The sequence below is a fragment of the Sporanaerobacter acetigenes DSM 13106 genome, from assembly GCF_900130025.1.
GTDB classification, from domain to species: Bacteria; Bacillota; Clostridia; order Tissierellales; family Sporanaerobacteraceae; genus Sporanaerobacter; species Sporanaerobacter acetigenes.
Map to the genome: position 1 here is coordinate 185,612 of NZ_FQXR01000006.1, position 22,682 is coordinate 208,293.

The 22,682-nt window shown below is 31.3% G+C and carries 26 protein-coding genes; 3 read left to right on the forward strand and 23 right to left on the reverse strand.

The features are described 5' to 3' along the window. Nucleotides 1-29: 29 nt before the first annotated feature. Entirely contained in the window at nt 30-1,292 is a 1,263-nt protein-coding gene (lysA, locus tag BUA21_RS07995; RefSeq protein ID WP_072744288.1) for a diaminopimelate decarboxylase, read from the reverse strand. Between the two features lie 492 nt (nt 1,293-1,784). Between lysA and BUA21_RS08000 the strand changes: the two genes are divergently transcribed. Beyond that, nucleotides 1,785-2,012 (forward strand): alpha/beta-type small acid-soluble spore protein, encoded by a 228-nt coding sequence (locus tag BUA21_RS08000; RefSeq protein WP_072744289.1) that lies wholly within the window; start codon nt 1,785-1,787, stop codon nt 2,010-2,012. A 50-nt stretch (nt 2,013-2,062) separates the two neighbouring features. On the opposite strand, the gene BUA21_RS08005 is transcribed toward BUA21_RS08000, so the two are convergent. The 11 genes from BUA21_RS08005 to BUA21_RS08050 form a co-directional block, all read right to left on the reverse strand. Continuing rightward, nucleotides 2,063-2,578: a ferritin gene (locus BUA21_RS08005; protein WP_072744290.1), complete on the reverse strand. Its 516-nt coding sequence runs from the start codon at nt 2,576-2,578 to the stop codon at nt 2,063-2,065. 110 nt (nt 2,579-2,688) lie between these two features. Beyond that, nucleotides 2,689-2,832 carry a hypothetical protein gene (locus BUA21_RS14720; protein WP_158281614.1) on the reverse strand — a complete coding sequence of 48 codons (144 nt, stop codon included), beginning with the start codon at nt 2,830-2,832 and terminating at the stop codon, nt 2,689-2,691. Between the two features lie 85 nt (nt 2,833-2,917). Then, nucleotides 2,918-3,643: a L,D-transpeptidase family protein gene (locus tag BUA21_RS08010; RefSeq protein ID WP_072744291.1), complete on the reverse strand. Its 726-nt coding sequence runs from the start codon at nt 3,641-3,643 to the stop codon at nt 2,918-2,920. Nucleotides 3,644-3,695: 52 nt separating this feature from the next. Beyond that, nucleotides 3,696-3,923, reverse strand: coding sequence for a thioredoxin family protein (locus BUA21_RS08015; RefSeq protein ID WP_072744292.1), 228 nt, complete (start codon nt 3,921-3,923; stop codon nt 3,696-3,698). 18 nt (nt 3,924-3,941) lie between these two features. Continuing rightward, nucleotides 3,942-4,940 carry a permease gene (locus tag BUA21_RS08020; protein WP_072744333.1) on the reverse strand — a complete coding sequence of 333 codons (999 nt, stop codon included), beginning with the start codon at nt 4,938-4,940 and terminating at the stop codon, nt 3,942-3,944. Nucleotides 4,941-4,967: 27 nt separating this feature from the next. After that, nucleotides 4,968-5,312, reverse strand: coding sequence for an ArsR/SmtB family transcription factor (locus BUA21_RS08025; RefSeq protein WP_072744293.1), 345 nt, complete (start codon nt 5,310-5,312; stop codon nt 4,968-4,970). Between the two features lie 16 nt (nt 5,313-5,328). Then, nucleotides 5,329-6,261 (reverse strand): CobW family GTP-binding protein, encoded by a 933-nt coding sequence (locus BUA21_RS08030; protein ID WP_072744294.1) that lies wholly within the window; start codon nt 6,259-6,261, stop codon nt 5,329-5,331. Nucleotides 6,262-6,438: 177 nt separating this feature from the next. Further along, the gene (locus tag BUA21_RS08035; RefSeq protein ID WP_072744295.1) at nt 6,439-7,155 is read right to left on the reverse strand and encodes an early set domain-containing protein; all 717 of its coding nucleotides are present in this window, start codon (nt 7,153-7,155) and stop codon (nt 6,439-6,441) included. A 38-nt stretch (nt 7,156-7,193) separates the two neighbouring features. Beyond that, nucleotides 7,194-8,252 carry a tetratricopeptide repeat protein gene (locus tag BUA21_RS08040; RefSeq protein ID WP_072744296.1) on the reverse strand — a complete coding sequence of 353 codons (1,059 nt, stop codon included), beginning with the start codon at nt 8,250-8,252 and terminating at the stop codon, nt 7,194-7,196. A 69-nt stretch (nt 8,253-8,321) separates the two neighbouring features. Continuing rightward, nucleotides 8,322-9,341, reverse strand: a complete 1,020-nt coding sequence (locus BUA21_RS08045) for a hypothetical protein (protein ID WP_072744297.1) — start codon at nt 9,339-9,341, stop codon at nt 8,322-8,324. Between the two features lie 203 nt (nt 9,342-9,544). Beyond that, nucleotides 9,545-10,138, reverse strand: coding sequence for a DUF4230 domain-containing protein (locus tag BUA21_RS08050; protein ID WP_072744298.1), 594 nt, complete (start codon nt 10,136-10,138; stop codon nt 9,545-9,547). A gap of 158 nt (nt 10,139-10,296) precedes the next feature. Between BUA21_RS08050 and BUA21_RS08055 the strand changes: the two genes are divergently transcribed. Continuing rightward, nucleotides 10,297-10,977, forward strand: a complete 681-nt coding sequence (locus tag BUA21_RS08055) for a Crp/Fnr family transcriptional regulator (protein WP_072744299.1) — start codon at nt 10,297-10,299, stop codon at nt 10,975-10,977. Here BUA21_RS08055 and BUA21_RS08060 read toward each other — a convergent pair. Next, nucleotides 10,974-12,323 carry a [Fe-Fe] hydrogenase large subunit C-terminal domain-containing protein gene (locus BUA21_RS08060; protein ID WP_072744300.1) on the reverse strand — a complete coding sequence of 450 codons (1,350 nt, stop codon included), beginning with the start codon at nt 12,321-12,323 and terminating at the stop codon, nt 10,974-10,976. The two genes, BUA21_RS08055 and BUA21_RS08060, sit on opposite strands and share 4 nt — an antisense overlap. A 170-nt stretch (nt 12,324-12,493) precedes the next feature. On the opposite strand from BUA21_RS08060, the gene BUA21_RS08065 reads away from it, so the two are divergent. Further along, a complete protein-coding gene (locus BUA21_RS08065; RefSeq protein WP_072744301.1) occupies nt 12,494-13,876 on the forward strand; it encodes an NAD(P)/FAD-dependent oxidoreductase in 1,383 nt (460 codons plus the stop codon). A 44-nt stretch (nt 13,877-13,920) separates the two neighbouring features. On the opposite strand, the gene BUA21_RS08070 is transcribed toward BUA21_RS08065, so the two are convergent. The 10 genes from BUA21_RS08070 to BUA21_RS08120 form a co-directional block, all read right to left on the reverse strand. Continuing rightward, entirely contained in the window at nt 13,921-14,397 is a 477-nt protein-coding gene (locus tag BUA21_RS08070; RefSeq protein WP_072744302.1) for a glycine/sarcosine/betaine reductase component B subunit, read from the reverse strand. Between the two features lie 14 nt (nt 14,398-14,411). Continuing rightward, nucleotides 14,412-15,167 carry a proline reductase cluster protein PrdD gene (prdD, locus tag BUA21_RS08075; protein WP_072744303.1) on the reverse strand — a complete coding sequence of 252 codons (756 nt, stop codon included), beginning with the start codon at nt 15,165-15,167 and terminating at the stop codon, nt 14,412-14,414. Between the two features lie 49 nt (nt 15,168-15,216). Then, complete coding sequence (gene prdB, locus BUA21_RS15225) at nt 15,217-15,942, reverse strand: D-proline reductase (dithiol) protein PrdB (RefSeq protein WP_084604205.1); 726 nt, start codon at nt 15,940-15,942, stop codon at nt 15,217-15,219. Beyond that, nucleotides 15,939-16,196 carry a CBO2463/CBO2479 domain-containing protein gene (locus BUA21_RS08090; RefSeq protein ID WP_072744306.1) on the reverse strand — a complete coding sequence of 86 codons (258 nt, stop codon included), beginning with the start codon at nt 16,194-16,196 and terminating at the stop codon, nt 15,939-15,941. The genes prdB and BUA21_RS08090 overlap by 4 nt, the downstream gene beginning before the upstream one ends. Before the next feature lie 8 nt (nt 16,197-16,204). Next, nucleotides 16,205-18,286: a D-proline reductase (dithiol) proprotein PrdA gene (gene prdA / locus BUA21_RS08095; protein WP_072744307.1), complete on the reverse strand. Its 2,082-nt coding sequence runs from the start codon at nt 18,284-18,286 to the stop codon at nt 16,205-16,207. 20 nt (nt 18,287-18,306) lie between these two features. Further along, a complete protein-coding gene (prdC, locus tag BUA21_RS08100; protein WP_072744308.1) occupies nt 18,307-19,611 on the reverse strand; it encodes a proline reductase-associated electron transfer protein PrdC in 1,305 nt (434 codons plus the stop codon). A gap of 363 nt (nt 19,612-19,974) precedes the next feature. Continuing rightward, complete coding sequence (locus BUA21_RS08105; protein WP_072744309.1) at nt 19,975-21,102, reverse strand: ABC transporter permease; 1,128 nt, start codon at nt 21,100-21,102, stop codon at nt 19,975-19,977. A gap of 4 nt (nt 21,103-21,106) precedes the next feature. After that, complete coding sequence (locus BUA21_RS08110) at nt 21,107-21,844, reverse strand: ABC transporter ATP-binding protein (protein WP_072744310.1); 738 nt, start codon at nt 21,842-21,844, stop codon at nt 21,107-21,109. Then, the gene (locus BUA21_RS08115; RefSeq protein WP_072744311.1) at nt 21,834-22,139 is read right to left on the reverse strand and encodes a hypothetical protein; all 306 of its coding nucleotides are present in this window, start codon (nt 22,137-22,139) and stop codon (nt 21,834-21,836) included. Before BUA21_RS08115 ends, BUA21_RS08110 begins: the two co-directional genes overlap by 11 nt. Beyond that, nucleotides 22,136-22,672 (reverse strand): RNA polymerase sigma factor, encoded by a 537-nt coding sequence (locus BUA21_RS08120; RefSeq protein WP_072744312.1) that lies wholly within the window; start codon nt 22,670-22,672, stop codon nt 22,136-22,138. The genes BUA21_RS08115 and BUA21_RS08120 overlap by 4 nt, the downstream gene beginning before the upstream one ends. Nucleotides 22,673-22,682: the final 10 nt, after the last annotated feature.

Sequence of the window (22,682 nt, forward strand, 5' to 3'; positions counted from 1 at the left end):
TTTTTAATCACTCCCAAAATGATATACATTTATATTTCATTTTTAAGTATATCATCATAAGTCTCTCTTTTCACTATCAATCTATCTTTTCCTTTTCTTAACATTACAACGGCTGGTTTTGGAATTCTATTGTAATTACTTGCCATGGAATAATTATATGCTCCAGTAGATAATACAGCTAAAATATCGCCGGTTTCAATTTGAGGAACCTTTAAATCCCATATGAGAATGTCTCCAGTTTCGCAACATTTTCCTGCAATTGTCACAGTTTGTACTGGCTCTTTATCTATCTTATTTGCAATTATTCCCTCATATTTTGCTCCATATAATGCTGGCCTTGGGTTGTCAGGCATTCCACCATCTATACCAACATAAGTTCTCACTCCTGGAATTTCTTTTATTGACCCAATTGTATAAAGAGTGATTCCAGCTTCACCTACAATCCATCTCCCTGGCTCAATAATGAGCATTGGCCTTTCAAGTTCATATTTTTCACATTCATCTATTAATTCTTTCATCATAGCATCAGTATAATACGAAATAGGTTTTCTAGATTCATTTTGCTCATAGCAAATTCCATATCCTCCACCTGCATTCAATTCACTTGTAATAAATCCCAAATCATCTTTTGCAGCTTTTGCCATCTTCATAAGTATATTAATAGCTTTTACATGAGTAGTATTTTCATGAATTTGAGAACCTATATGAAAGTGAAAACCCTTAAGTTCTACATACTTAGAATTCATCGCAATTTTTATAGAGTTATATATAATTTCTTTATCCAAGGGAATACCAAACTTCGAATCAATTTGACCCGTTTGTATATATCTATGAGTATGACTATTTATACCTGGAGTTATCCTAAATAATATATTTATTTTTTTGTTATATTTTTCAGCTATTTCTTCAACCAATTTCAATTCCAAAAAATTATCAACCACTATTCTTCCCACTCCATATTGCACAGCCAATTCTATTTCTTCTCTCGTTTTATTGTTTCCATGAAATATTATTTTTCCCATTGGAAAATCTACTTGTATGGCAGTATATAATTCTCCTCCTGATACCACATCCATTCCCAATCCTTCTCTTTTTATAATCCTAGCCATTTCTTTTGTTAAAAATGCTTTACTTGCATAAGCTGCCATTGTATTGTCAAATTTTTCTACATAGTCTTCCTTGATTTCTCTACATCTATCTACAATAAAATCTTCTGATACAACGTACAATGGAGTACCATATTTAGTCGACAATTCTACAGTATCCACATTTGAGAACAAAAAATTAGTCATATAAAATCATCCTTCCTGACAATAAGCCTCAATTTATTATATTCAAAATAAATTAAAGCAACATTCATGCCATTTAATATTCATCTAAAATCGGCACAAAAAATCAGATTATTAAGATGATGTGTGAATAAATTCCCATTTGCCGTACTTTATTGCTTTTTAAATTGGAAAATACAACTTTCCAACAATTCGGGTTTCCGAACATTTTTCCCATTTCCCGTATATTGGTTTTGTTTTTTATAATTCATTTCGGAAAGTTTTATATTAAGGAAAACTAGACTTTTTCTATGGATTATAAAAATATTTAATTTTAGTTTTGGAATACTATATTTAGTAATAATTTTTTGAAAAAAGATATTTATGGATGTGCTAGAAATTTAAATTACCAAATGAAAAAATTACATGGTTTATAAGATATTTTTCTACACATAATACTAATACACCAAGTTAATTCATAATAATTTATAAAAATCATGAAAGGAGTTGAAAAAATTGGCTAATAATACTACTGGAAGTAATAAAATTTTAGTTCCAGGTGCACGTCAAGCATTGGATCAAATGAAAGTAGAAATTGCTAGTGAACTTGGTATGGCAAATTATGAAACAATGGATAAGGGTAATCTACCATCCAGACAAAATGGATATGTTGGTGGAAATATGACTAAAAGATTAGTAGAAATGGCTCAAAGAAATATGAGTGGTGGAGGAACAACTAGATAAATACATTTAAATACTAAAAAGGATAGGTCAAAATGACCTATCCTTTTTAACTAATTTTCAGTATCAAATGGTGGAGTAAAAACTCTTTGTGCTAATTCTTGATCTAGCATATATAATCCATGAGAATCTTCTCCCATTCTTTCAAGCCTTTTTAAAACATTCTTCATACTATTTTCTTCTTCTACTTGTTCATCAACAAACCATTTCAATAAGCTAATTGTTGCATGTTCTCTCTCTTCCATTGCTATATCCATTAATTTATATATTCTAGCTGTAACACTTTTTTCATGTTCAAGAGCAATTTTAAATACTTCCAATACAGAATCATAATCATTTTTAGGTTCTTCAAGTCCTAAAATATTTACTCTCCCATCCATCTCATTTATATAGTTAAAAAACTTCATAGTATGAAAAGTTTCTTCTTCGGCTTGAACTATAAAATAATTTGCGAATCCATCTAAGTCTTCATTTGCACAATATGCCGCCATAGCTAAATACAAATTTGATGAATACATCTCATATTTAATTTGTTCATTTAATTCTTGAAGTAAATTTTCAGATAACATAAATTTTTTACCTCCTCAAATATTTCTTATTTTTTGTATACCCTAATACATATAGATTAACCATGAAAAAAACTTCTACCCAAATTAAAGTAGAAGTTTTCTCATAAAATTTAGTTATGACGCATTTCTCTTATATAAAAGCCCTTGCCTCTCATCATGACCTTCCATAAAAGCTCATGAATTAAAGACCTAAACTGTAGTTCATCCCTATATAGTAGTTGACCACGTCTAATTTCATATCTTTTACATACCATGAAACTCATCTCCTATTGCATGTAATAATATAATATAAATATCCAACTAGACTATTATAAGAGAAACTATTGTATTTGTAAAGAGTCAATCCATAAGAATTATTCCTAGTTTTTTATATATCTCCGGACCTATTCTATCAGTAATTGAAATATTGTTATCTTTCAAAAACTTTAACAATGCATATTTAGTTCCATCTCCATAAACCCCATCTATGGATCCTTCATAATATCCGCTTTGTTTTAATCTTTTTTGGACTTCTTGTACATCAGCTCCTCTGTCCCCAGGTTTAAGCACTCTAAACCCATAAGCAAAAGGTCCAAAATCACCTTTGACCAAAGTAACTGTAGTATCATATTTAACTAATGAATAAAGTTCTTCTACATCACTATTTCTCATTCTAATACAACCATGAGATGCATTATATCCTATGGAGCCTGGCTTATTTGTACCATGAATTCCATATTTCCCCCAAGGTACATTAAGTCCCATCCATCTGGATCCAAACCCTCCACCCCATGCAGCTTTTTCAACAATCCTGAAAGTACCTAAAGGTGTGGGAGTATCAACTTTTCCAGTAGCTACAACATATTGTTTGACAATTTCATTTGCATCTAAATCTATTAAATAAAGTAGCTTTTTATCTACTTCAATAAGTATAGCTAAGTTCCTATCATCATGACTCTTATATACATCCTTATTGTCATAATCTATTCCCCTTATAGTTAAATTTGTATGTATTGCATTTCCTAAAGCAACAACTATAACTACTAATACAAATGACAAAAGGACCAATTTTACCTTTTTAAACAACTAAACTCCCTCCTTTATGTTTTAATTATATGCAGGGAGTTTAGAATTAAAACTAAAACAATTTTTTTATTTCCTTTGTACTTGGAACCTTGCCTGCAAATACAACCTTTTCGTCAATTACAAGGGCAGGACTAGTCATAACTCCATAGCTAACTATTTCCTTTAAATCCTCTACTTTTTCTACAGTAGCCTCAATACCAAGCTCCTCTACTGCCTTTTTTACGTTTTTTTCAAGTTTTTCGCATTTCGAACAACCTACACCTAATATCTTAATTATCATTTTTATCCCTCCCATGGTTTATAAAAATATATACGAAAAAGCATTGAACCCATATCCTATGATTATTATCCCTATTGTAACTATAGTTATAAATGTCATCAGCAATTTTGGTTTTACAACTTTGCTAAGCATAATCATAGAAGGTAAGGAAAGAGTAGTAACTGCCATCATAAAAGATAAAACTGTACCTATTCCAACCCCTTTTGCAACTAAAGCTTCTGCTATTGGAATAGTACCAAATATATCAGCATAAATAGGTATTCCTATAAGTGTAGCTATAAGAACCGAAAATGGATTGTTCTCTCCCAAAATTTTCTCTATAACATGCTGCGGAATCCAATTGTGAATTGTTGCTCCAATTCCTACTCCAATTAAAATATATGGCCAAACTCTACCAACTATATCCCTTACTTGATTTCTAGAAAAATCCACTCTATCTTTCCTAGTTAATTCATCTAGCTCTACATCAGCTGATTCGACACTCCATACATAATCTTCAATATACTTTTCCATATTTAATTTTTGTATTATAGCTCCTCCTATAACTGCCAAAACCACTCCTACAACAACATAAGCTATGGCAATTTTACCACCAAAAAAAGACATCAATAACATGAGAGAAGCTAAATCCACCATAGGTGAAGATATTAAAAATGAAAATGTGACTCCTATAGGAAGACCTGCTGATGTAAATCCTATAAAAATAGGTATACTTGAACAACTACAAAAAGGAGTTATAGTACCTAATAGTGCTCCTATTATATTGCCTTTTATTCCTCTAATTCTTCCAAGAATCTTCTTCGTTCGCTCTGGTGGAAAATAACTTTGTATATAGGAAATTAAAAATATAAGCACTGACAACAATATAAAAATCTTTATTGTATCATAGATAAAGAAATGTACACTCCCTCCAATTTTGCTCTCCATAGACAATCCAAATACATTTTCAACTAATTTCTCCACAAGTTCAAATAGCCATTTCATTTTAAGCATTTGATCATTTATCCAATTAAACATTCCCAACAATCTCACCACCTATAGATTTTATTTCTTATTAGCCAATTCTATATACTTTTCAGCAGCCTTGCTTTTTTCTAAATCTTTCTTCAAAATTGGATAATCCTCTACATTATCTACTATATTTTGAAGTATATTTTCAAACAGTTCCCCTTCAATATTCAAAGAATAAAAGATATATTGTTCTTTTCTTTCATCTTTTACAAATCCCATATCTCTAAGTTTTGCAAGGTGTTTAGAGACATTTGGCTGAGGTATACCAGTTATTCCACACAATTGACATACGCAAAACTCCCTACGGTATAAAAGTACCATTATTCTAAGTCTAGTTTCATCTGAAAGTATTTTAAAACAATTCAGTAGTTTATCCATGCAATCATCCTCTCATTTATCTTAACTTCATTTCTTTACCGACTACACTCTCCCAAGCATTAAATATAGGTCTTATTATTTGAGGACCTATTTTCGATATAATCACCAATTGAGAAGTAGTTTCTTCTTTGTCAGTCAATTTGTAATCTATTTTTTTATTGACCACATCCACTTGATTCCATCCATCTTCAAGTTTGAAAAAGCCCTTTATTCTATAACTATCTATTTTTATAATGTCTAAAAATCTTGTAAGTTCTTCTTTAGTCAATTCACCTTCATAAGTTAAAGTCAAAGTCTTTGGCTTATTGTCCAGAGTATTTGTTGTATCTTCTGAATCAATCCATCCTTTTTCTAAAAGATTTTTTTCTAAAAAGTCATAGTCCATTTTCCCATTTATAGCTGTCTGAATTTCAGCACTATCATTAATTTCTTTTATTTTCTCTATGACTTTCACCAATCTATCTTCATCTATTAAGTCCACTTTGCTTATAACTACTAAATGACAAAATTTAAGTTGTCTTTCTACTGTCTCTATATCTTCTATTTGTTCTAAAAAGTTCAATCCATCTACTATACAAAGCGCCCCACTATAATCATAGACATCACCCTTTGCAACTTCTACTGCCTCTAAAAATTCTCCTATATTTGATGGATCTGCAAGTCCAGAACTCTCTACAAATACATAGTCCATATCCCTATCTGCCATATCTACAAGGGCAGATACAAAGGAAAGTTGCAAACATGAACAAAATATAGAACCTCTATTTATTTCTATAAGTTCCATATCTTCTTTTTTGATTATAGTTCCATCTATACCTACTTTCCCAAACTCATTCATTATGACTCCTACCCTTTTCTCCGATAGATCTTTTAAGGTATTAGTCAAAAAAGTTGTTTTCCCCGATCCTAAAAAACCTGTAAGCAAATAGAGTTTTGTTTTCTTTCCCATCTAAATTCCTCCTCGCTATATTATATGCTCATATTCCTATATGGTTATATGTCTATATGGATATAGTACCGCAAGTTTTCCAATTTGTCAACAAAAAACATCCTATATTTTCAATAGGATGTTTTTTATATGTGCTATTTAAACAAAATTTTTATGTTTTCGAAACCCATATTTTATCTAACACCACTCTTCAAAACCATTGTTTTGAGTATTGTGTTTTTGTTTCGTGGATGTATAAGTTGGTGAATTACCAATATTAAATCCGTCCTCTAAAATAAATTCTCCATCTACAAATAATTTTATACTCCACATTCCCATCAATAAAAATTCTGTATTTAATTCTATCCAAAACCACATTGTTATAGGTTTATCTTCTTCCCCATCTGGTGTAAATAATATATTTTCAGAAAAAGAGTGCAGCGTATTGTCTGGTTTATACCATAATACAGTTATAGCATGTACTCCTGTTACATTTGTAAATTCAAATTTTGTGACTACTTTTTCATCTATATTAATATTAAAATATTTTTTATTTATCTGCAAATCTTCTTCAAGAATTTGATTCAACATATTGTATTTCTCTATATGAACAGTATATTGTTCATTATTATAAAGACGTTCATCATTTTCATTTATAATTATTAAAGACATCAATTCTCCTTCTTTATTGAGTGCATATAAGTTTGCAATAGGATCATTCATACGAATGTTGTCATTTATAATAAATTTATACAAATGCTCGCCAGAAGAAAGTTCTACTTCATTCCACCATATGCCTTCCTCATTTTTTTTCATGATATTCACAGTTTCATCCCAATTGTTGAAATCACCAATTACAGACATGTTTTTTATATCAAAATATTCAGTTTGCTTATATGTAAATATATGTTTCATAAGCAAATCCCTCCATTTTTTTCAAACATAGTTATTTTTTAATCTAATGATGTGCTATATGCTTTTTCTTTTTCTTGCTCTATTTCTTGTTTTTCTTTGCTTAAATCCATCCCAAGTCTTTTGGCTGCTTCTTCTACATTGTATTCATTTACAAAATAAGGACTGATATCTATAAGCTTTGTATAACATTCTTTAGCTTTATCATATTCTTTGAGCTTTTCATAATATATAGCATGATAAGAATAATATTTAATCCAATCTTTTTGATTGTCAATTTTTTTATTTGTACTATTGAATAAATCATCAGCTTTTTTATATTCACCTATTTCTGAATAATATCTTGCCCTTAACAGTAAATTTTCATTATCTTGTTCAGGCTTATTTTCTAATTTTTCAATATATTCTAATGCCTTGTCATATTCTTCAATATCTAAATATGCAAGGGCTATAGAAAAAAACACAGTCTTATCATCCTTGTCATTTTCATAAGATTTTAAGAAACATTCTATAGCTTTCTTTTTATCCTCAATATCTCCATCTAAATATAACATTCCCATTCTCAAATAAATATAGATATCATTACGTCTTTTGACATCTTCTTTTAGCCCTTGAACCTCCAATGCTTTCTGAAATGCATTTATTGCATCTTCATAATACTTTGTACCTTCATACATTGTTGTACCAGAATATATAATACCAGCAATGTAATATGCATTGACAGCTATCTCCGGAGGAGTACTACTGTTCATGTACTTTTCCATTTGTTTTATATATTCTATTGCTTTTTCAAAATTGTTTATTTTTCCATAGGCATAAGCCATTCCCATATATGCTTCTACATTTGTTGGATCTTTTTTTAGTATGAATTTATATAAGGCATAGCCTTTTTGTATTTCACCTTTTTCTTCAACTAATTCCTTCGCTTTTTTCAATGTCTCTTCTGTTGAATGATTATTGAAGATGACATGACTTGAATTAGGTTTAATTAAATAAAATTTTATAATTGGTTTTTTACTGTTTATGTTAATTAAAAATATTCCAAGTGCTATAACAATAGCAATCAATATACAGTATTTAGATTTTAGTTTTTTCCTCATTTCATCACCTGCTTTTTTGTGATAAGAGTAGCCTTTTAAAAAAGCTACTCTTATCATTATATATTTTTATCAATATGCAAATTTTTCTACAAATTGTCCTGAAATAGAAGTAATTACAGCACTTCCAGCAAGTGCAACTCCTACTTTAGCAATAACTGATGCAGCAACTGGTGCAAGTATTACTGCTGCAGAAATTGCTGCTACAGTAACTGCTGTTTTTGTAATTTTATCTCTATCAAATTCAACTGTAATTGAAGTTTTTGACCTAATACCACTTGTATTCTTTTCTGTGTCAGTATCTAATGAAAGTTCGCAACTCACATTCTTGGGCTTGTTGGTAAATATACTGCTTTTACTTCCTCCTGTGGATATTGTCAATGCTGAATTATAATAATCTGTTTTAAAAGTTTTTGCGGTGTATGAGATTGTCATATCTTTGCTAACTTTAGCTTGTACAATATCTTGATTACCAGTACTTGCTCCAATGTCTATTTCTCCTTTATCATTCATTGAAGTTTCAAGTCCACCATAGCCATTGGACTTTTTAGCTTTCAAGCTATTACTATCTTCGGAAATATTATAATTTACATTTAAGTTTTTACTTCCAATAGATGTATTTCCTGTAACTTTAACAGTAACTCCTGGTAGTACCTCTGCAGATTTTTCACCTTTAATGCTTCCTCCTAAAACCTCAACACCTTTTCCGATATTTTTATCTACATGTTTTTTTACATCAGAAACCGTCTTTTGAGCAGTTTTTGGAACATTTTTTACAGATTTTTCTACTTTAGCGCTCAAGGAAACTGCTGTCTTCTTAACTTCACTTTTAATTGAATACTCCGCTTTTTTTATTGTGTTTTTTACAGATGATAAAAGTGAAGACTTATCATTTGATAATGTAGATTTATAACTAGCAGTTGAACTTTTGATACTATTTGACTTAGTTTTAGTATTGCTAATAATTTTGTTAGAATTTGATTTAGACTGGATATGATTAGAATTAACTTTATTAGGTCTAGCTGTAGATTTAGGTCTAGTATAGCTATTTACCTTATAGCCACCATGACTATTAACTGAACTACTCCTCACTATATTGCCCCCTTTTGTTTGAATATAAATACATTTTATCACAACAAATGTCAAATAAGGAAACTTTATTCCGACATATTATTGCAAAAAATTACATCTTTCCCTATATTAATGCTGTGAATTTTTGTCTCATTGCATCTTAGAAAATATTTATGAACAACAAAAAACATCCTATATTTTCAATAGGATGTTTTTTATATGTGCTATTTAAACAAAATTTTTATGTTTTCAAAGCCCATATTTTGTAGGAAAGAGTTGAGAATCTCTTCTGCATTTTTTTGTGCCTCGTTTAGAAGACCTTTATTTATGACTTCTTCCTCCATATTTTTCTTTTCTTTTACAAGAACATCATATAGATCTTCAATTTTTAATTGATTAAATATGGACTCTTTTTCATCATAAACATACACATCTTCCTCATTTATTACATTGTCAAATACCTTCGGCTTGTCCAATACAATTTCTACACTCTTTTTATCCTTTACATTCACTTCTACAGTTTCTAAATCTATTCCTGCCTTTATATAGCCACTGTACTTGATTAGAAACCCCTTACTTGTAAATGGAATATTCATTTCATTAAATTTCTTGTTGTCCCTATATGAAACCACATTTGTATAATTGTATTTAACCGTAGACAATTCCAATATTTTTGACACTTGTTCTTCCAATGTATCTGACAAAATACTTGTTTTCTTTGTAACTAGAGACTTAAAATAAAAGAACAATCCTGTTACAATTGCTAGACAAATTAAAAATATTGTGAAATAATATTTCTTACTTTTCTTTTTAAACACTAAACCAGCTCCTTAAAGTAAAGTCATATTTAATTCTACAAAAAAATACGCCATCTTTCAATGGCTAATTTTTTTGTTTAGTACTATGTCTTTTGTTGATTTAGCAAACATTTTATATTAAAATGGTGATAATCTATATTATCCCATTGGAGGTCAAAATGAAAAATATTATTCCTGCATTAGATAAATGTGTGCTTTTTAAAAATATATCTAAAGAAGAGATAGAAGCACTTTTAAAGGAAATATCCTATAATATAAATACATATAAAAAGGATAAAATCATTGCACTTGAGGAAAGCAAATGTACCTGTTTAGGTATAATACTTGAAGGAAAAGTCGAAGTCCAAAAGATATTTCCCTCTGGAAAAGTCATTGCTCTAAACACCTTTGAAGAGGGAAATATCTTTGGCGAAGCATTGGTTTTTTCGAAAAAAAATGTCTATCCTTCAACTATTGTATCCATAAATAATACCAAAATTATGTTTGTCCAAAAAAATGACATAATACAACTTTGCAGTAGAAGCGACAAATTTTTAAACAATTTTATGACAGTTCTTTCCGACAGAATTCTCATGTTGAGCGGAAGAATAAGAAATTTGTCATATGAAACTATAAGGAAAAAAATAGCAAATGTATTGTTGGAAGAATATAAAAAGCAAAAAACAGTATTTTTGACTTTGCCATATTCAAGAAAAAAGATGGCAGAAATATTAGATGTACAAAGGCCATCTTTGTCAAGGGAGTTAATAAAGATGAAAGAAGATGGAATTATAGATTTTGATAAAAATGTCATAAAAATTGTTTCTCTAGAATTGCTAGAAGAGTGTCTAATAGATTAAAGTTTTCTTTCAAATATTTTTATTTTTTCTTCATACTTAAAGTCATCAATATATTCTATTCCTATACCTTGAAGAAATTCTTTCATTATTTTATTTTCTGCAGAAATATTTATTTTTGATGCATTTCCATACTCATCCACAGCAATTTTGCCTTCTTCTTTGGGTATGATGGTTTTTGGTCCGCCTACGCATCCACCGTCACATCCCATACCTTCTAAAAATCTTGCTTCTATATTTCCATCTAGAGCATTTTTAAGCATAGCTTTACATTCAGGAATTCCACTAGCCTGTTCTGATATAAACAAACCTATTTTCTCTGGAAACATATTTTGAACTGCATCTTCTACAGCTAATGATACTCCTCCAATCCTCCCATATATTCTACCGCCTTTGGAAGAGTATTGAGTTGAAAGTTCTTCATGAATGTCTTCTAATTTAATATCTAAAGCATCAAAAATATCTTTAAGTTCTGTAAATGTAAGTACAAAATCTATTGCATCTTTTATATCTTCTATTTTTGCTTCAGCTTTTTTAGCAACGCAAGGGCCTATAAACACCACTTTACATTCTGGTTCTATTGTTTTTATAACTCTTCCTGCAGCTATCATTGGAGATATAGAAGGTGAAGTATATTTTATAAGCTCATTATATTTGCCTTTTATCATGCCTACCCATATAGGGCAACAGCAAGATGAAAGCATAAAATCATCTTCCTTTTGAATATATTTATTGAACTCTACGGCTTCTTTTATAGTAAGCATATCTGCAAAAAATGCCACTTCTACCATATCCGCAAATCCTATGCTCTTTAAGGCAGCTCTTATCTGACCTATAGATACATTCTCTCCAAATTGTCCTATTATAGATGGTGCTACGGCCGCTATAACTTTAGTATTTGTCCTTAAAGTGTTTAAAAGAGGTAAGAATTCTACTTTATCTACAAAATTTTTCTTATCACATACATCTACGCATAATCCACAATTTACACAACTATCAATATTTATTTCAGGAAGCCAAGTTTTTTTATCTATAATAATAGCATCAAAAGGGCAAGCATTTTGGCAAACTGTCTTTCCGTCAATTTCAACGCAGTTTTTTATACAGGAATAAGTATTTATGACAACTCTATTTGTAGTCTTATAATTATCTATAGCCGTTTTTAAATCCCTGGAAAAATTCTCCCCATATTCCACTTCTACACCACAAATGGCTGAAACTACTTTTGCAAAGGACTCTTTATCTACATCTTTCTTTTCTATTATTTCTTCAACTTTTTCCTCAAATACATCTTCATAATAAGCTATAAGAAGTTCTTTAAAAAGTAATCTATAATTTTTATCTCTCATGAAAGCACCCCCATATTTTAAATATAGTATACCCATGTTTTTATAAGATAATTTAAGCAATACATTTTCTATCAATAATTATCTATAATATAACCGTACAATAAATAAGTAGTTTTTTTTGAATAAATAAGATATGATTTAGATAGAGATTAGTATTGGGAGGTAGAAAAATGAACTATGATGTAATAGTTGTTGGAGCTGGTCCTTGTGGAATATTTACTGGACTGGAGCTAAAAAAATTGAATCCAGATAAAAAAATACTTATTTTGGAAAAAGGAAATTCAATCGAAAAAAGAATTTGCCCTAAAAGAAAAACTGCCGTATGTGTAAATTGCAATCCTTGCAATATCACAACTGGATTTGCAGGTGCAGGAGCTTATTCAGATGGAAAATTGTCTCTGTCTCCAGATGTAGGGGGCAACCTTCCAGAATATATTGGATATGAAAAAACTCAAGAATTAATTAAATATGTTGATAACATTTATTTGGATTTTGGTGCTGATAAAAGAGTCTATGGAATTGACTATAAAGATAAAATCCACGATATAAGGAAAAAAGCTATAAGAAGCAATTTAAAACTTGTGGAATGTCCTATAAGACATATGGGAACAGAAGTAGGATATACTATTTATGCTAAAATAGAAGAACATTTAAAAAAGTTGGGGATTGATTTAAGTTTCAAAAATCCAGTTGAAGATATTTTAATTGATGATGATAGAAATATAAAAGGTGTCATTGCCGATAAAGAATATTATGCTGAAAAGGTAATTATCTGCGTGGGTCGAGAAGGCTCTGATTGGCTGAAAAAATTGTGCATGAAACATGATATTGACACAGAAACAGGAGATGTTGACATAGGAGTTAGAGTGGAAACAAGAAATGAAATAATGGAAGAACTAAATGAAGCCATGTATGAAAGCAAACTCATATACTATACTCCAACTTTTGATGATAAAGTAAGAACTTTTTGTACAAATCCTGGTGGAGAAGTATCTACAGAATACTATGATGGAAATTTAGCTGTTGTGAATGGTCACAGCTATAAATCTAATGAACTAAAAACTCCAAATACAAATTTTGCCCTATTAGTTACAAAACACTTCACAAAACCTTTCAATTCTCCTATTGAATATGGTATGCATATAGCTAAACTTGGAAATATGCTTTCTGGAAATAAGGTACTTGTGCAAAGATATGGAGATTTTAAAAGAGGGAGAAGGACCAGTGAAAGTAGACTATGTAGGAACAATATCATACCTACTTTAAAAGATGCAGTTCCTGGAGATTTAAGTCTAGTTCTTCCTCATAGACTTTTGAAGGATATAGATGAAATGATCATTGCTCTAGATAATGTAGCCCCCGGCCTTACTAGTGATGAAACTCTTCTTTATGGAGTAGAAGTCAAGTTTTATTCAAACAAAGTTTTAACTACCGGTAATTTTGAAACCAATATAAATGGACTTTATGTTGGTGGAGATGGTGCAGGAATCACCAGAGGACTAATGCAAGCAAGTGTCAACGGAGTGGTACTAGGACGAATTCTAAGTAGATAAGTGCAAGGGACTAATTTTTCTTGAAATTAGTCCCTTTTGTGCATTTATATACCTTTTTCTTTCTTTTGCATCTTCAACTTTAAAAAAGCTAAGGCCTTTTTAGCATCTATTTCCACTACAGTATTTTCACCTACAACTTCTGTTTCAATTCCTTCTTTGGACTTGTTGAAATCTACTATAGTATCCATGTACTCATTTTTCACTACAAACTGTCCTTGAGTACCTACAAAACTAAGTCCCACTACAGGAATACTTCTTTTGCCTATTTCTTCTATGGTATTGGCATAATCTACATGACTATTGCCCCAACCATCGACAGAAATTATGACACCATCTGCTCTCATAGCTTCTACCCAAGTAGCTGCTCTTTGTCCTACAAACATCTTGTCCGCATTATCTTGCGGAGTCCCAACAACGATTATTCCCAACAAATCTATATCTTTGTCATTTGACACTACAGAAAGCAATGGATCTCTAAAATGATGAAGTGTAGTTTCTTTTGTAGATGGTCCTACGCCCATTTTAACACCACCTTTTAATGCATTGCCCTAAGGGCACCATCTCTATATTCATTTGGAGTAAGTACTATGGGGACATTCCCCATATCTATAATAGATTTTCCTCCATTGTATCCACAGGGTTCATTCCCAAACAGTCTAGTATCATACATGGCTCCTTGGCCTGCAACTTGCTTTATTATAACAACTTTTTTCCCATTAGGCCTTATAGTATCTACATATTCATGCTTTTCATCACAAAATCTTCCGTTCATATTCTTTAAATATCCTCTTATTTCTTGAACGAGACTATCACATACTCGATGAGCTGCTTCAGGTCCTTTCCTTGTAGCTCCCATTCCACTTTTCAATACCACATCTACATGAATTAGAATATCATCTTTAGCTGGAGTTCCCGGACGGTCGAATACAACTTGTTCATTCAATATTCCTTCTGATGAGCCAAATTCAGCAACTTGAATTCCATCCTCATCAACTCCTGTAAGCATAGTACAAACTCCTGTGAGCACATGAGTTATTCCTTCTCCAATTCTTCCCAATACCTTTGTAGCAATAGGTGAAAAATCCATTATGGAATTTACATAAATATCTCTTTTATCAGGATTTATAATATCTATATTTAGAGCTTTTATGTATTCTTCTTTTGAATTTAAAATTCTATCCTTATTTATATATAAAACTCTATCCTCTATATATGTCTTTTCTGAAAACTCTACTTTTTCTATATGAAAAGCTTTTATGACAAGTCTTCTCATCTCTATATATTTATCCATAAAATCACCACCTGAGGTTTAAGCCTCCCAACATTGGGAGGCTTAATTATTATACCTTTGCTATATATTCATATGGAAGAGAAACTACCTTTCCTGGAGTATCTATTTCAACAAGTTGTTTCAATGTATCTCTAAGAATATTTATCTGCATTTCAGGATCATTTGGTCTTCCGGCATTAGCCCCCATAGGTACAAGAGGAGCTACTGCTCTAGGTGTTCCCGTCTGTTTTACAACAGGAGGTAATGCTGCAATCAATATTGTAGGAATCCCCGATTCCTCAATTGCTCTCTGTACAAGTACAGCAGAACGATGGCACGTACCTCACCCAGCAGTCATAATAACTGCATCCACATTTTCATCTTTCAAAATTTGTGCAATAGCTGGTCCAGTTTCGTTTTTAAATTTTTCCTGGTTTCCTCCACCACCCATAAATCCTATATGTGTAGGAGCAACTTCTTTTATGAAACCTTCAGCCACAAGTTCTCTCAATCTATCTATAGGAAACATACAATTTATATCCTTATTTACATCTCCATTGTCATATCCACCATGAGAAACCATCAAATCCTTGGTATTTACATCTCCTGGTATTGTCCTGAATGTGAAGTCCCCTGCAAGATTAAATCTCTTGTCAGATTTCAAATGAACTCCTGCAGCAGTTGCAAAAGCAACTCGCATCTCATTTAAAGGTTTCTTCACTGGAGCCCATACAGGTGGAGGTGTAATAGGTACATATATCTCTGATTGTAAACCCTTAACAGTTGTTAAGCTCATTTACTCACACCTTCCTTTCTATTTCTCTTTTCTATATTGCTCACATATTTTTCATTGGGTTCTTCTGATAAAACTTCTATGAAACTCATATTGAATCCAACTTCCTGTCCAATTTTTAATGGATAGTCCGTTATAAGCATTCTCATAGGTATTTTCATGAATCCAAGTCTTCCTTTTAAATCTATAGATACACATCCATCATGAATTTCTACTATGATGCCTTGCATTTGAATTATTTTGTCTCCATATTTCATAGCAATACCTACTTTGTTGAATATTTTTCAAGTCTTTTTTGGCTCATAGGAATTGAAGTTTCATTTTCAACTCTTTCAATTTTTGTATCATTAGCTCTTTCAATTGCTTCAAGATTGCTTTCCTTTACATTTGGATTCCACTTTCTTTCAGCATCTTTCACTTCTTCCCCTGCCATAGCAGTTTTAAGCATATAAAGAGCTCTTATAGCATCTTCCTTGCACAACGTATTACAACCTAAAACTTCATTTTCTATGCCTGCTTCTGATTTGTTGTTGTCAACCATATACTTCATATATTTATTTCCAACAACTAATGCTCCTTGAACAGCACAGAAAGACATTCCAACTACTTCAATTCCCCTCATTCCTATCTGCTCTATATGACTTGCAAAATCTATGTGATTGTTTCCAAAACCTTCAGTTGTAACTACTGCTCCATCTACATCCATTGTCTCAACGAGCATACCAAGTCTTTCAGAAACATAGAATTTCTCTGAATTTATCTGTGGGCTTCCTACAAATACAACTCCACAAAGATCTATTTCTGGATCATTCATAGCTTCAAGAACAAGTGGTTCTCTCCAATAATGCCTTGAACATTCCTTGGATGCTGGTCCAATACATGTTAGAGCATGTATTCCCCCATCAAGAACTTCAAGAGGTGACAATACTACTGGAACATTTCCAAGGTCAACATTTGGTTTTCCTCCAAGAACTCCAACAGGTTCAACAGGAAGAATCAAATTGTCATGCATTGCCCCTTGACCCATTATTTCTTTAACTATAACTACTTTCTTTCTTCCTGACCTTCTATACTGCTCAAATTCTTCAGTATCTACAACATTACTTTCATCAAGTTTTTTTAGAGCTTCTCTTATTTCTTGAGTGATATAATCTGTAGCCCTATGAGCTGCAAGAGGCCCTGGTCTCTCCATATTTGTCCCTGCTGCAATAGTTACTTGAGTCTTTATAAATATTTCTCCCTTGTCTGGTGCTCCTGGTCTTCCCCACATAATATTTTCTTCAAGTATTCCTTCTGATGAACCAAATTCACCTATCTGAACACCATTTTCATCAGTACCAGTAACCATCATTACTACTCCATCTAGTACTCTTGTAGTTCCTGTACCTAGTTTATCTTCTCCTTCTTTTGTAGCAATTGGTTGAACATCCATTATAGTTTCACTATAAGTATTGTATTTATCTGGAGTAATAATATCTATAACTATATCTTTTACTAAATGGTCAGCTTTTACTGCATCTTTACATATATCTTCTCTTATATAAAGAGTTTTTCCTTCTATTTTAGTTTCAGGAGCAAATTTTACTTCATCTATTTTAAAATGTTTTTTTACAAGTTTTCTAACTACTTTATCTTCATATTTTACTGTTGGCTCTTCTATAGTTTTTAACTCTATATCTTTTTTAGGAGCTTCAACTTTTACTGGAGAATTTGTAGCAACTCCTCCAACTCCTAAAGGAACTTCTATGTCTATTCCTTTTCCTTCGCTTATTTTTATTTTTAAAATTCCACCATTAACAACAGTAGTTTGAGAAATCTCTTGAGGTTCAACTGCCATATCTTCATAACCTTCAAGCATATCAGCTGTTATAGGAGTTAATGCAACTACATCTTTTATTAGTTTCTTTCCTACAACCTCTTTTCTAGAAAGTACTCTGTCATTTAAATCTATAAGAAGAGAATCTGAAAGTTTTTCAAAATGCATTGGATTTTCTAAATCATCTATACTTACAACTTCTCCTCTACTCTTGTTATATTTTAAAACAGCCTTCTCATCTTCTTCAGTCAATTTTACTTCTTTTACTTCTTCAATTTTTTTAGCCCCTTCAACTATATCTGGAGTAATTGGTGTAAGTGAATCTATTGTCTTTATAAGTTTTGCTCCAACTACTTCGCCTACTTTCAAGCAATCATCCGGAATAGTCAAAAGTCCTGAATCAACAAGATCTGGAAATATACTTGGATCTTCTAAATTTTCTGGTGAAATTATTGTACCTTCTTCTGTTCTACAACATACAACAGCAACTTCATTCTTCACCTCTGCTGCATGTTCAGCACTCATTGACATATATAAAATCCTCCTTTCAATTATTTATTTTCTTCCATAGGCAATCTTCTTGTCAATGGATAATCCAATGTTCTAAAAACATGATCTGTATGATGATATACAGGAAGTCCCATTTTAGGTGCACAACACATTACAGTATTGGAACAATCGCTACAGTTAGAAATAAGAACTCTTTTTGCTCCACCTTTCTTAAGAGCCATGATTCCCTCAACTTGTCCTGGACAATCTCCTGGAGTCTTGCATTTGTTGGCTCCTCTCACATCTACAACATTTTTACATTTTGTCACAGCAACAACTTCTGCCCCCATTTTTGAAGCAACATCTCTAAGTCTCTCTTCATTGGCACCACAAGCACATACCAAAAGCCCTATAGGACCTTCATATTTTGGGAAAGGTATGGTCACTATTGCGCCTCCTGACATTTTAGTCACAACAGCACTATCCAAATCTTCTGCCTTTCCTGTATATGGCCCTCCAATGATTATTTCTCCATATTCCCCATCAATTCCTCCACAATCTTCTATGAGATCTACAATTGGAGTTCCAATAGGTACTTGAGAAAGAATATGAGGCTTGTTTCCACCTTTTATCTTTCCTACAACAGTTATATCCTTATCTATAACAGGTTTTCTATCTTCAACAGCTCTTGTTATATTTGAAAGAGTTTCAGCATTCAAAACTACACAGTCTGCTTCAAGAGGAAGCTGTGTTGGTTCAAGCCATTTGTCAAATATGGCATGAATGATTGCTCTTTCTTCTCCCATAGGATACATATCTTTTAGTTGTTTTACTTCAATATTCTTGGAGCCAGATAAGTATTTATTTATAGCTTCAATTGCCTTCACATTTTTTGCTTTTATTGCTATATATGCTTTTGGAGCTTTTGTTGCTTTCATTGCATATTCTATTCCCCTTATGACAATTCCAGGGTCATTTTCTAGCAAATTTATATTGTGATGAAGTGCAGGTTCACATTCAACACAGTTTGCTATTATATATCCATTTGGTATTTCAGCTTTAAGTTTTATATGAGCTGGAAAACCTGCTCCACCTGCTCCAACTATTCCTGCTTCATAAACCGTGTCAATTATTGAATCACATTCTTTTATTTTTATATAGTCCTTGTCTTGAACATCATCTGCAAGTATGACTATTTCTTTATCATTTATAGCCTCTACTTTTCCAGAAACACTTGAATGTATTTTAGCACCTAGTCCTGAAGGTTCTGCAATACATTGCCCTCTTTTCACTTCATCTCCAACTTGAACAGTTGGAACGCAAGGTGCTCCTACATGCTGTTTCAATCTAATCGATATTCTTGCCAAAGTCGTCACCCCCTATAAGTCTTTAATTACCATCATTAAATATAGCAAATATCATGCCACAATACTACTTGTTTATAAAAATTTATATGAAAATGCGTACAAACCATTGATACTCCTAATTTGTTTTAATTTTATAATTAAAATAAATCGTGAAATTTTAAAAAGTAAATGCCGAAAAAAGGACACTTACTTTGATTATAAATTTCTTCATTATATATAAATTTCACATAGGGTTGTAATTTACTTGTTTGTGAGCCATGTCGTTTTATCGACTATATGTCTATTTTTAGTCAGTATGATGAATCCACAAAACAGTCCAAATATAAGCTCAATAGAAACAATAATTATACGATATAATACAACTTAAAATTTATCATCTAACACACATCTCTTTCTATTCCAAAGTTTTACTGCTACAAAAAGTAATATTGTGGATAAGAATGTGTAGAAAATTCTATTTATGAATATACCATGCTCTGAAGGTTGAAACTCTGAATAGGGGACTATATTGTTAAATCTAATTATATATTTTGAAATTTGGTTGTTGTGTATATCTATACTATACATCCAATATATAAACTGTATAATAATAGGAACAGTACCATTATCAAAAATAATTTGAAGTACATAACTCAAAGATGTAACAAACATGATTGTAGGTAAAATCCACAATATTGAATATTTAAAAAAGGCTGTATAGGAAATACTATCGCCAGTTGCCTTTGAAAAACCATGAAACAGCCAAGTAGCATGCCCTGCCACTAGCAATACTATAATAAAAGCGGTAAGCACATCAGCTAAATACTTTCCTCCCACATATTTAAAAGATGATATTTCAGTAGTATATATAAGTTCATCTGTACCATACCTTTTATCATTCACAAAAGTAAAGGCAGTTACAAATACCATGAAAAAGCCTATTCCTATTCCAATGTAATCAGCAAAAAGCCTAGCATAAGCATTGGTAACCTTATCTTCTTTAAGAATGGATTCGTATTCCTTTTTCTCTACTTCATAAGGCTCTTTGCTAGCGAAACATAAACGATAATAGTCTTCACTATAGGCTGTATTCCCTCCTAAAGTTCTGTCTATTTTTTCCCTAATATTTTTAAATTCATTATAACTCATGTCAAAGGAACTATCTTCAAATTCTTCAATAGCTTCCTTTAAAACAGCTTTCTGTTCATCATTTATTTTTTCATATACTCTATTGATTCCTTTAATCTTCAATGTATCTCCTTTTTCATAATCCACTTTCATATTTTCATATACAGATTTCATAAGTACTTCATCATTAAGTGTCAATACACTTTCTTTTTTCCCCCAAAGAACTTTAGTATCTGTTCTGGAAGGTATGGGCTTCACCCAATCTCTTTTTAAATCTCCAATAAATTGAGTATAATAAAATAAAAAAGTAGATACTATTAAAATAATGATAGTAAAGCTTGTAAATTGGTGTTTTAGTTCTTTTGAAAAAATCTTGCCAAACATAAATCTACACCTCCCTTATAAACTTCATATAGGCATCTTCTAATGTTGGAGAAATCAGCTCCCCATTTGAAGAAGGTTTTTCTTTAGCTTGTTGGATCATATTTCTAACTGTACCATCATAGACAACTTTGCCTTTGTTTAAAACTACTAGAGTACTACAACTTAATGCTATATCTTCAACAACATGAGTTGACAACAATACAGTCTTATGCCTTCCTATTTCAGAAAATATGTTTCTCATTTTAATCTTTTCTTCTGAATCAAGTCCTGCTGTTGGCTCATCTACTATCAATACTTCTGGTTCTCCTACCATAGCTACTGCTATTCCAAGCCTTCTTTTCATTCCTCCAGAAAGAGCCTTTGTCTTTACCTTAAATAGTTCTTGTAGATGTACTTCCTCTAATTTAGATAATATTTCACTTCTAGACAATTTTCTATTAGAAAGTGCAGCAAAATAATCTAAAACTTCATATACTGTAAAATTAGGATAAAAAGAAAATTTTTGAGGAAGATAGCCTATTATCTTTCTTATTTCTTTTCTATTTTCAACACTTATTCCATTAAAATAAACTTCTCCTGAAGTTTTAGGTATTAAAGTTGATAATATTTTCATAAAAGTTGTCTTGCCTGCACCGTTTGGTCCTAAAAATCCATAAAGTCCTTTATTTATATTGAGATTTATATTGTCTAAAACTCTAGTAGAACCATAATCCTTTGTAAGATTCATAACTTCAATGTTCATAGTAAATTTTCCTCCTTATCTCTCTGAATGAAAAATATTCATAGAGTTGAGAAGCGCTCAAAAAAACGAAAGTAGATATTGTTAGTGACACTATCTCTAAACCCAGTTTAAAGTATAAAGTTAATGCTAGGACAGTTGAGACTCCAAATATTAATAGAAACCAACGAAGTTGTATTTTTCTCAACACTCTTTTATTTTCTCTAATCTTTTCAAGTTGAGACTTATCATATTCTAAAATTCTAACCCGATTCCAAACTTCATTTAAATATTTGTGATTATCTTTGTTACCATTCATTTAATGCACCTCCCACTAATAAATCCTTCATTACATAACTCTTTTAATTTTTTTCTTCCACGAAAAATAGTTATTTTAACTTGAGCTAAACTCATTCCCAATACTTGAGATATCTCTTTATAAGACATTTCTTGAAAAGCATATAGATAGAACACTTTTTTATATTTCTCATTTAAATTATTAAAACCCTTTATAAGGCTATCCCTACGCTCTTTATCTATTATCTGTTCTTCAGGAGAAAAGGTAGAAATAGCATTTATATCTAAAATCACATTTCTTTTATTCTTTCTAATATAATCAACTGCTTTGTTGTGAACAATAGAAAACAAGTAAGCTTTTGAAGTATTATAGCTTTTAAGCCTTTCTCTATATACAAAAAAAGTAGCAAAACTATCCTGTACTATGTCTTCAGCAGTATGATAATCCTTCAATATACTTACTGCAAATTTTGTAGCTTCATCTTTATATTTAATCACAAATTCCTCAAAAGCTTGTTCATTTCCTTCTTTCAATAACTCTAATTGTTCATCCACCTTTTCACCT

Excerpts from the sequence above, each read along its gene's own strand:
- BUA21_RS08025 (WP_072744293.1), bottom strand. The coding sequence starts at position 5,312 with ATGGATAAACTACTGAATTGTTTTAAAATACTTTCAGATGAAACTAGA.
- BUA21_RS08005 (WP_072744290.1), bottom strand. The coding sequence starts at position 2,578 with ATGTTATCTGAAAATTTACTTCAAGAATTAAATGAACAAATTAAATAT.
- BUA21_RS08035 (WP_072744295.1), bottom strand. The coding sequence starts at position 7,155 with ATGAAACATATATTTACATATAAGCAAACTGAATATTTTGATATAAAA.
- BUA21_RS08030 (WP_072744294.1), bottom strand. The coding sequence starts at position 6,261 with ATGGGAAAGAAAACAAAACTCTATTTGCTTACAGGTTTTTTAGGATCG.
- BUA21_RS08020 (WP_072744333.1), bottom strand. The coding sequence starts at position 4,940 with ATGTTTAATTGGATAAATGATCAAATGCTTAAAATGAAATGGCTATTT.
- BUA21_RS08015 (WP_072744292.1), bottom strand. The coding sequence starts at position 3,923 with ATGATAATTAAGATATTAGGTGTAGGTTGTTCGAAATGCGAAAAACTT.
- BUA21_RS08040 (WP_072744296.1), bottom strand. The coding sequence starts at position 8,252 with ATGAGGAAAAAACTAAAATCTAAATACTGTATATTGATTGCTATTGTT.
- BUA21_RS08065 (WP_072744301.1), top strand. The coding sequence starts at position 12,494 with ATGAACTATGATGTAATAGTTGTTGGAGCTGGTCCTTGTGGAATATTT.
- lysA (WP_072744288.1), bottom strand. The coding sequence starts at position 1,292 with ATGACTAATTTTTTGTTCTCAAATGTGGATACTGTAGAATTGTCGACT.
- BUA21_RS08105 (WP_072744309.1), bottom strand. The coding sequence starts at position 21,102 with ATGTTTGGCAAGATTTTTTCAAAAGAACTAAAACACCAATTTACAAGC.
- BUA21_RS08115 (WP_072744311.1), bottom strand. The coding sequence starts at position 22,139 with ATGAATGGTAACAAAGATAATCACAAATATTTAAATGAAGTTTGGAAT.
- prdA (WP_072744307.1), bottom strand. The coding sequence starts at position 18,286 with ATGTCAATGAGTGCTGAACATGCAGCAGAGGTGAAGAATGAAGTTGCT.
- BUA21_RS08055 (WP_072744299.1), top strand. The coding sequence starts at position 10,297 with ATGAAAAATATTATTCCTGCATTAGATAAATGTGTGCTTTTTAAAAAT.
- prdD (WP_072744303.1), bottom strand. The coding sequence starts at position 15,167 with ATGGATAAATATATAGAGATGAGAAGACTTGTCATAAAAGCTTTTCAT.
- BUA21_RS08060 (WP_072744300.1), bottom strand. The coding sequence starts at position 12,323 with ATGAGAGATAAAAATTATAGATTACTTTTTAAAGAACTTCTTATAGCT.
- BUA21_RS08090 (WP_072744306.1), bottom strand. The coding sequence starts at position 16,196 with ATGAAATATGGAGACAAAATAATTCAAATGCAAGGCATCATAGTAGAA.
- BUA21_RS08070 (WP_072744302.1), bottom strand. The coding sequence starts at position 14,397 with ATGGGCGTAGGACCATCTACAAAAGAAACTACACTTCATCATTTTAGA.
- BUA21_RS08110 (WP_072744310.1), bottom strand. The coding sequence starts at position 21,844 with ATGAACATTGAAGTTATGAATCTTACAAAGGATTATGGTTCTACTAGA.
- BUA21_RS14720 (WP_158281614.1), bottom strand. The coding sequence starts at position 2,832 with ATGGTATGTAAAAGATATGAAATTAGACGTGGTCAACTACTATATAGG.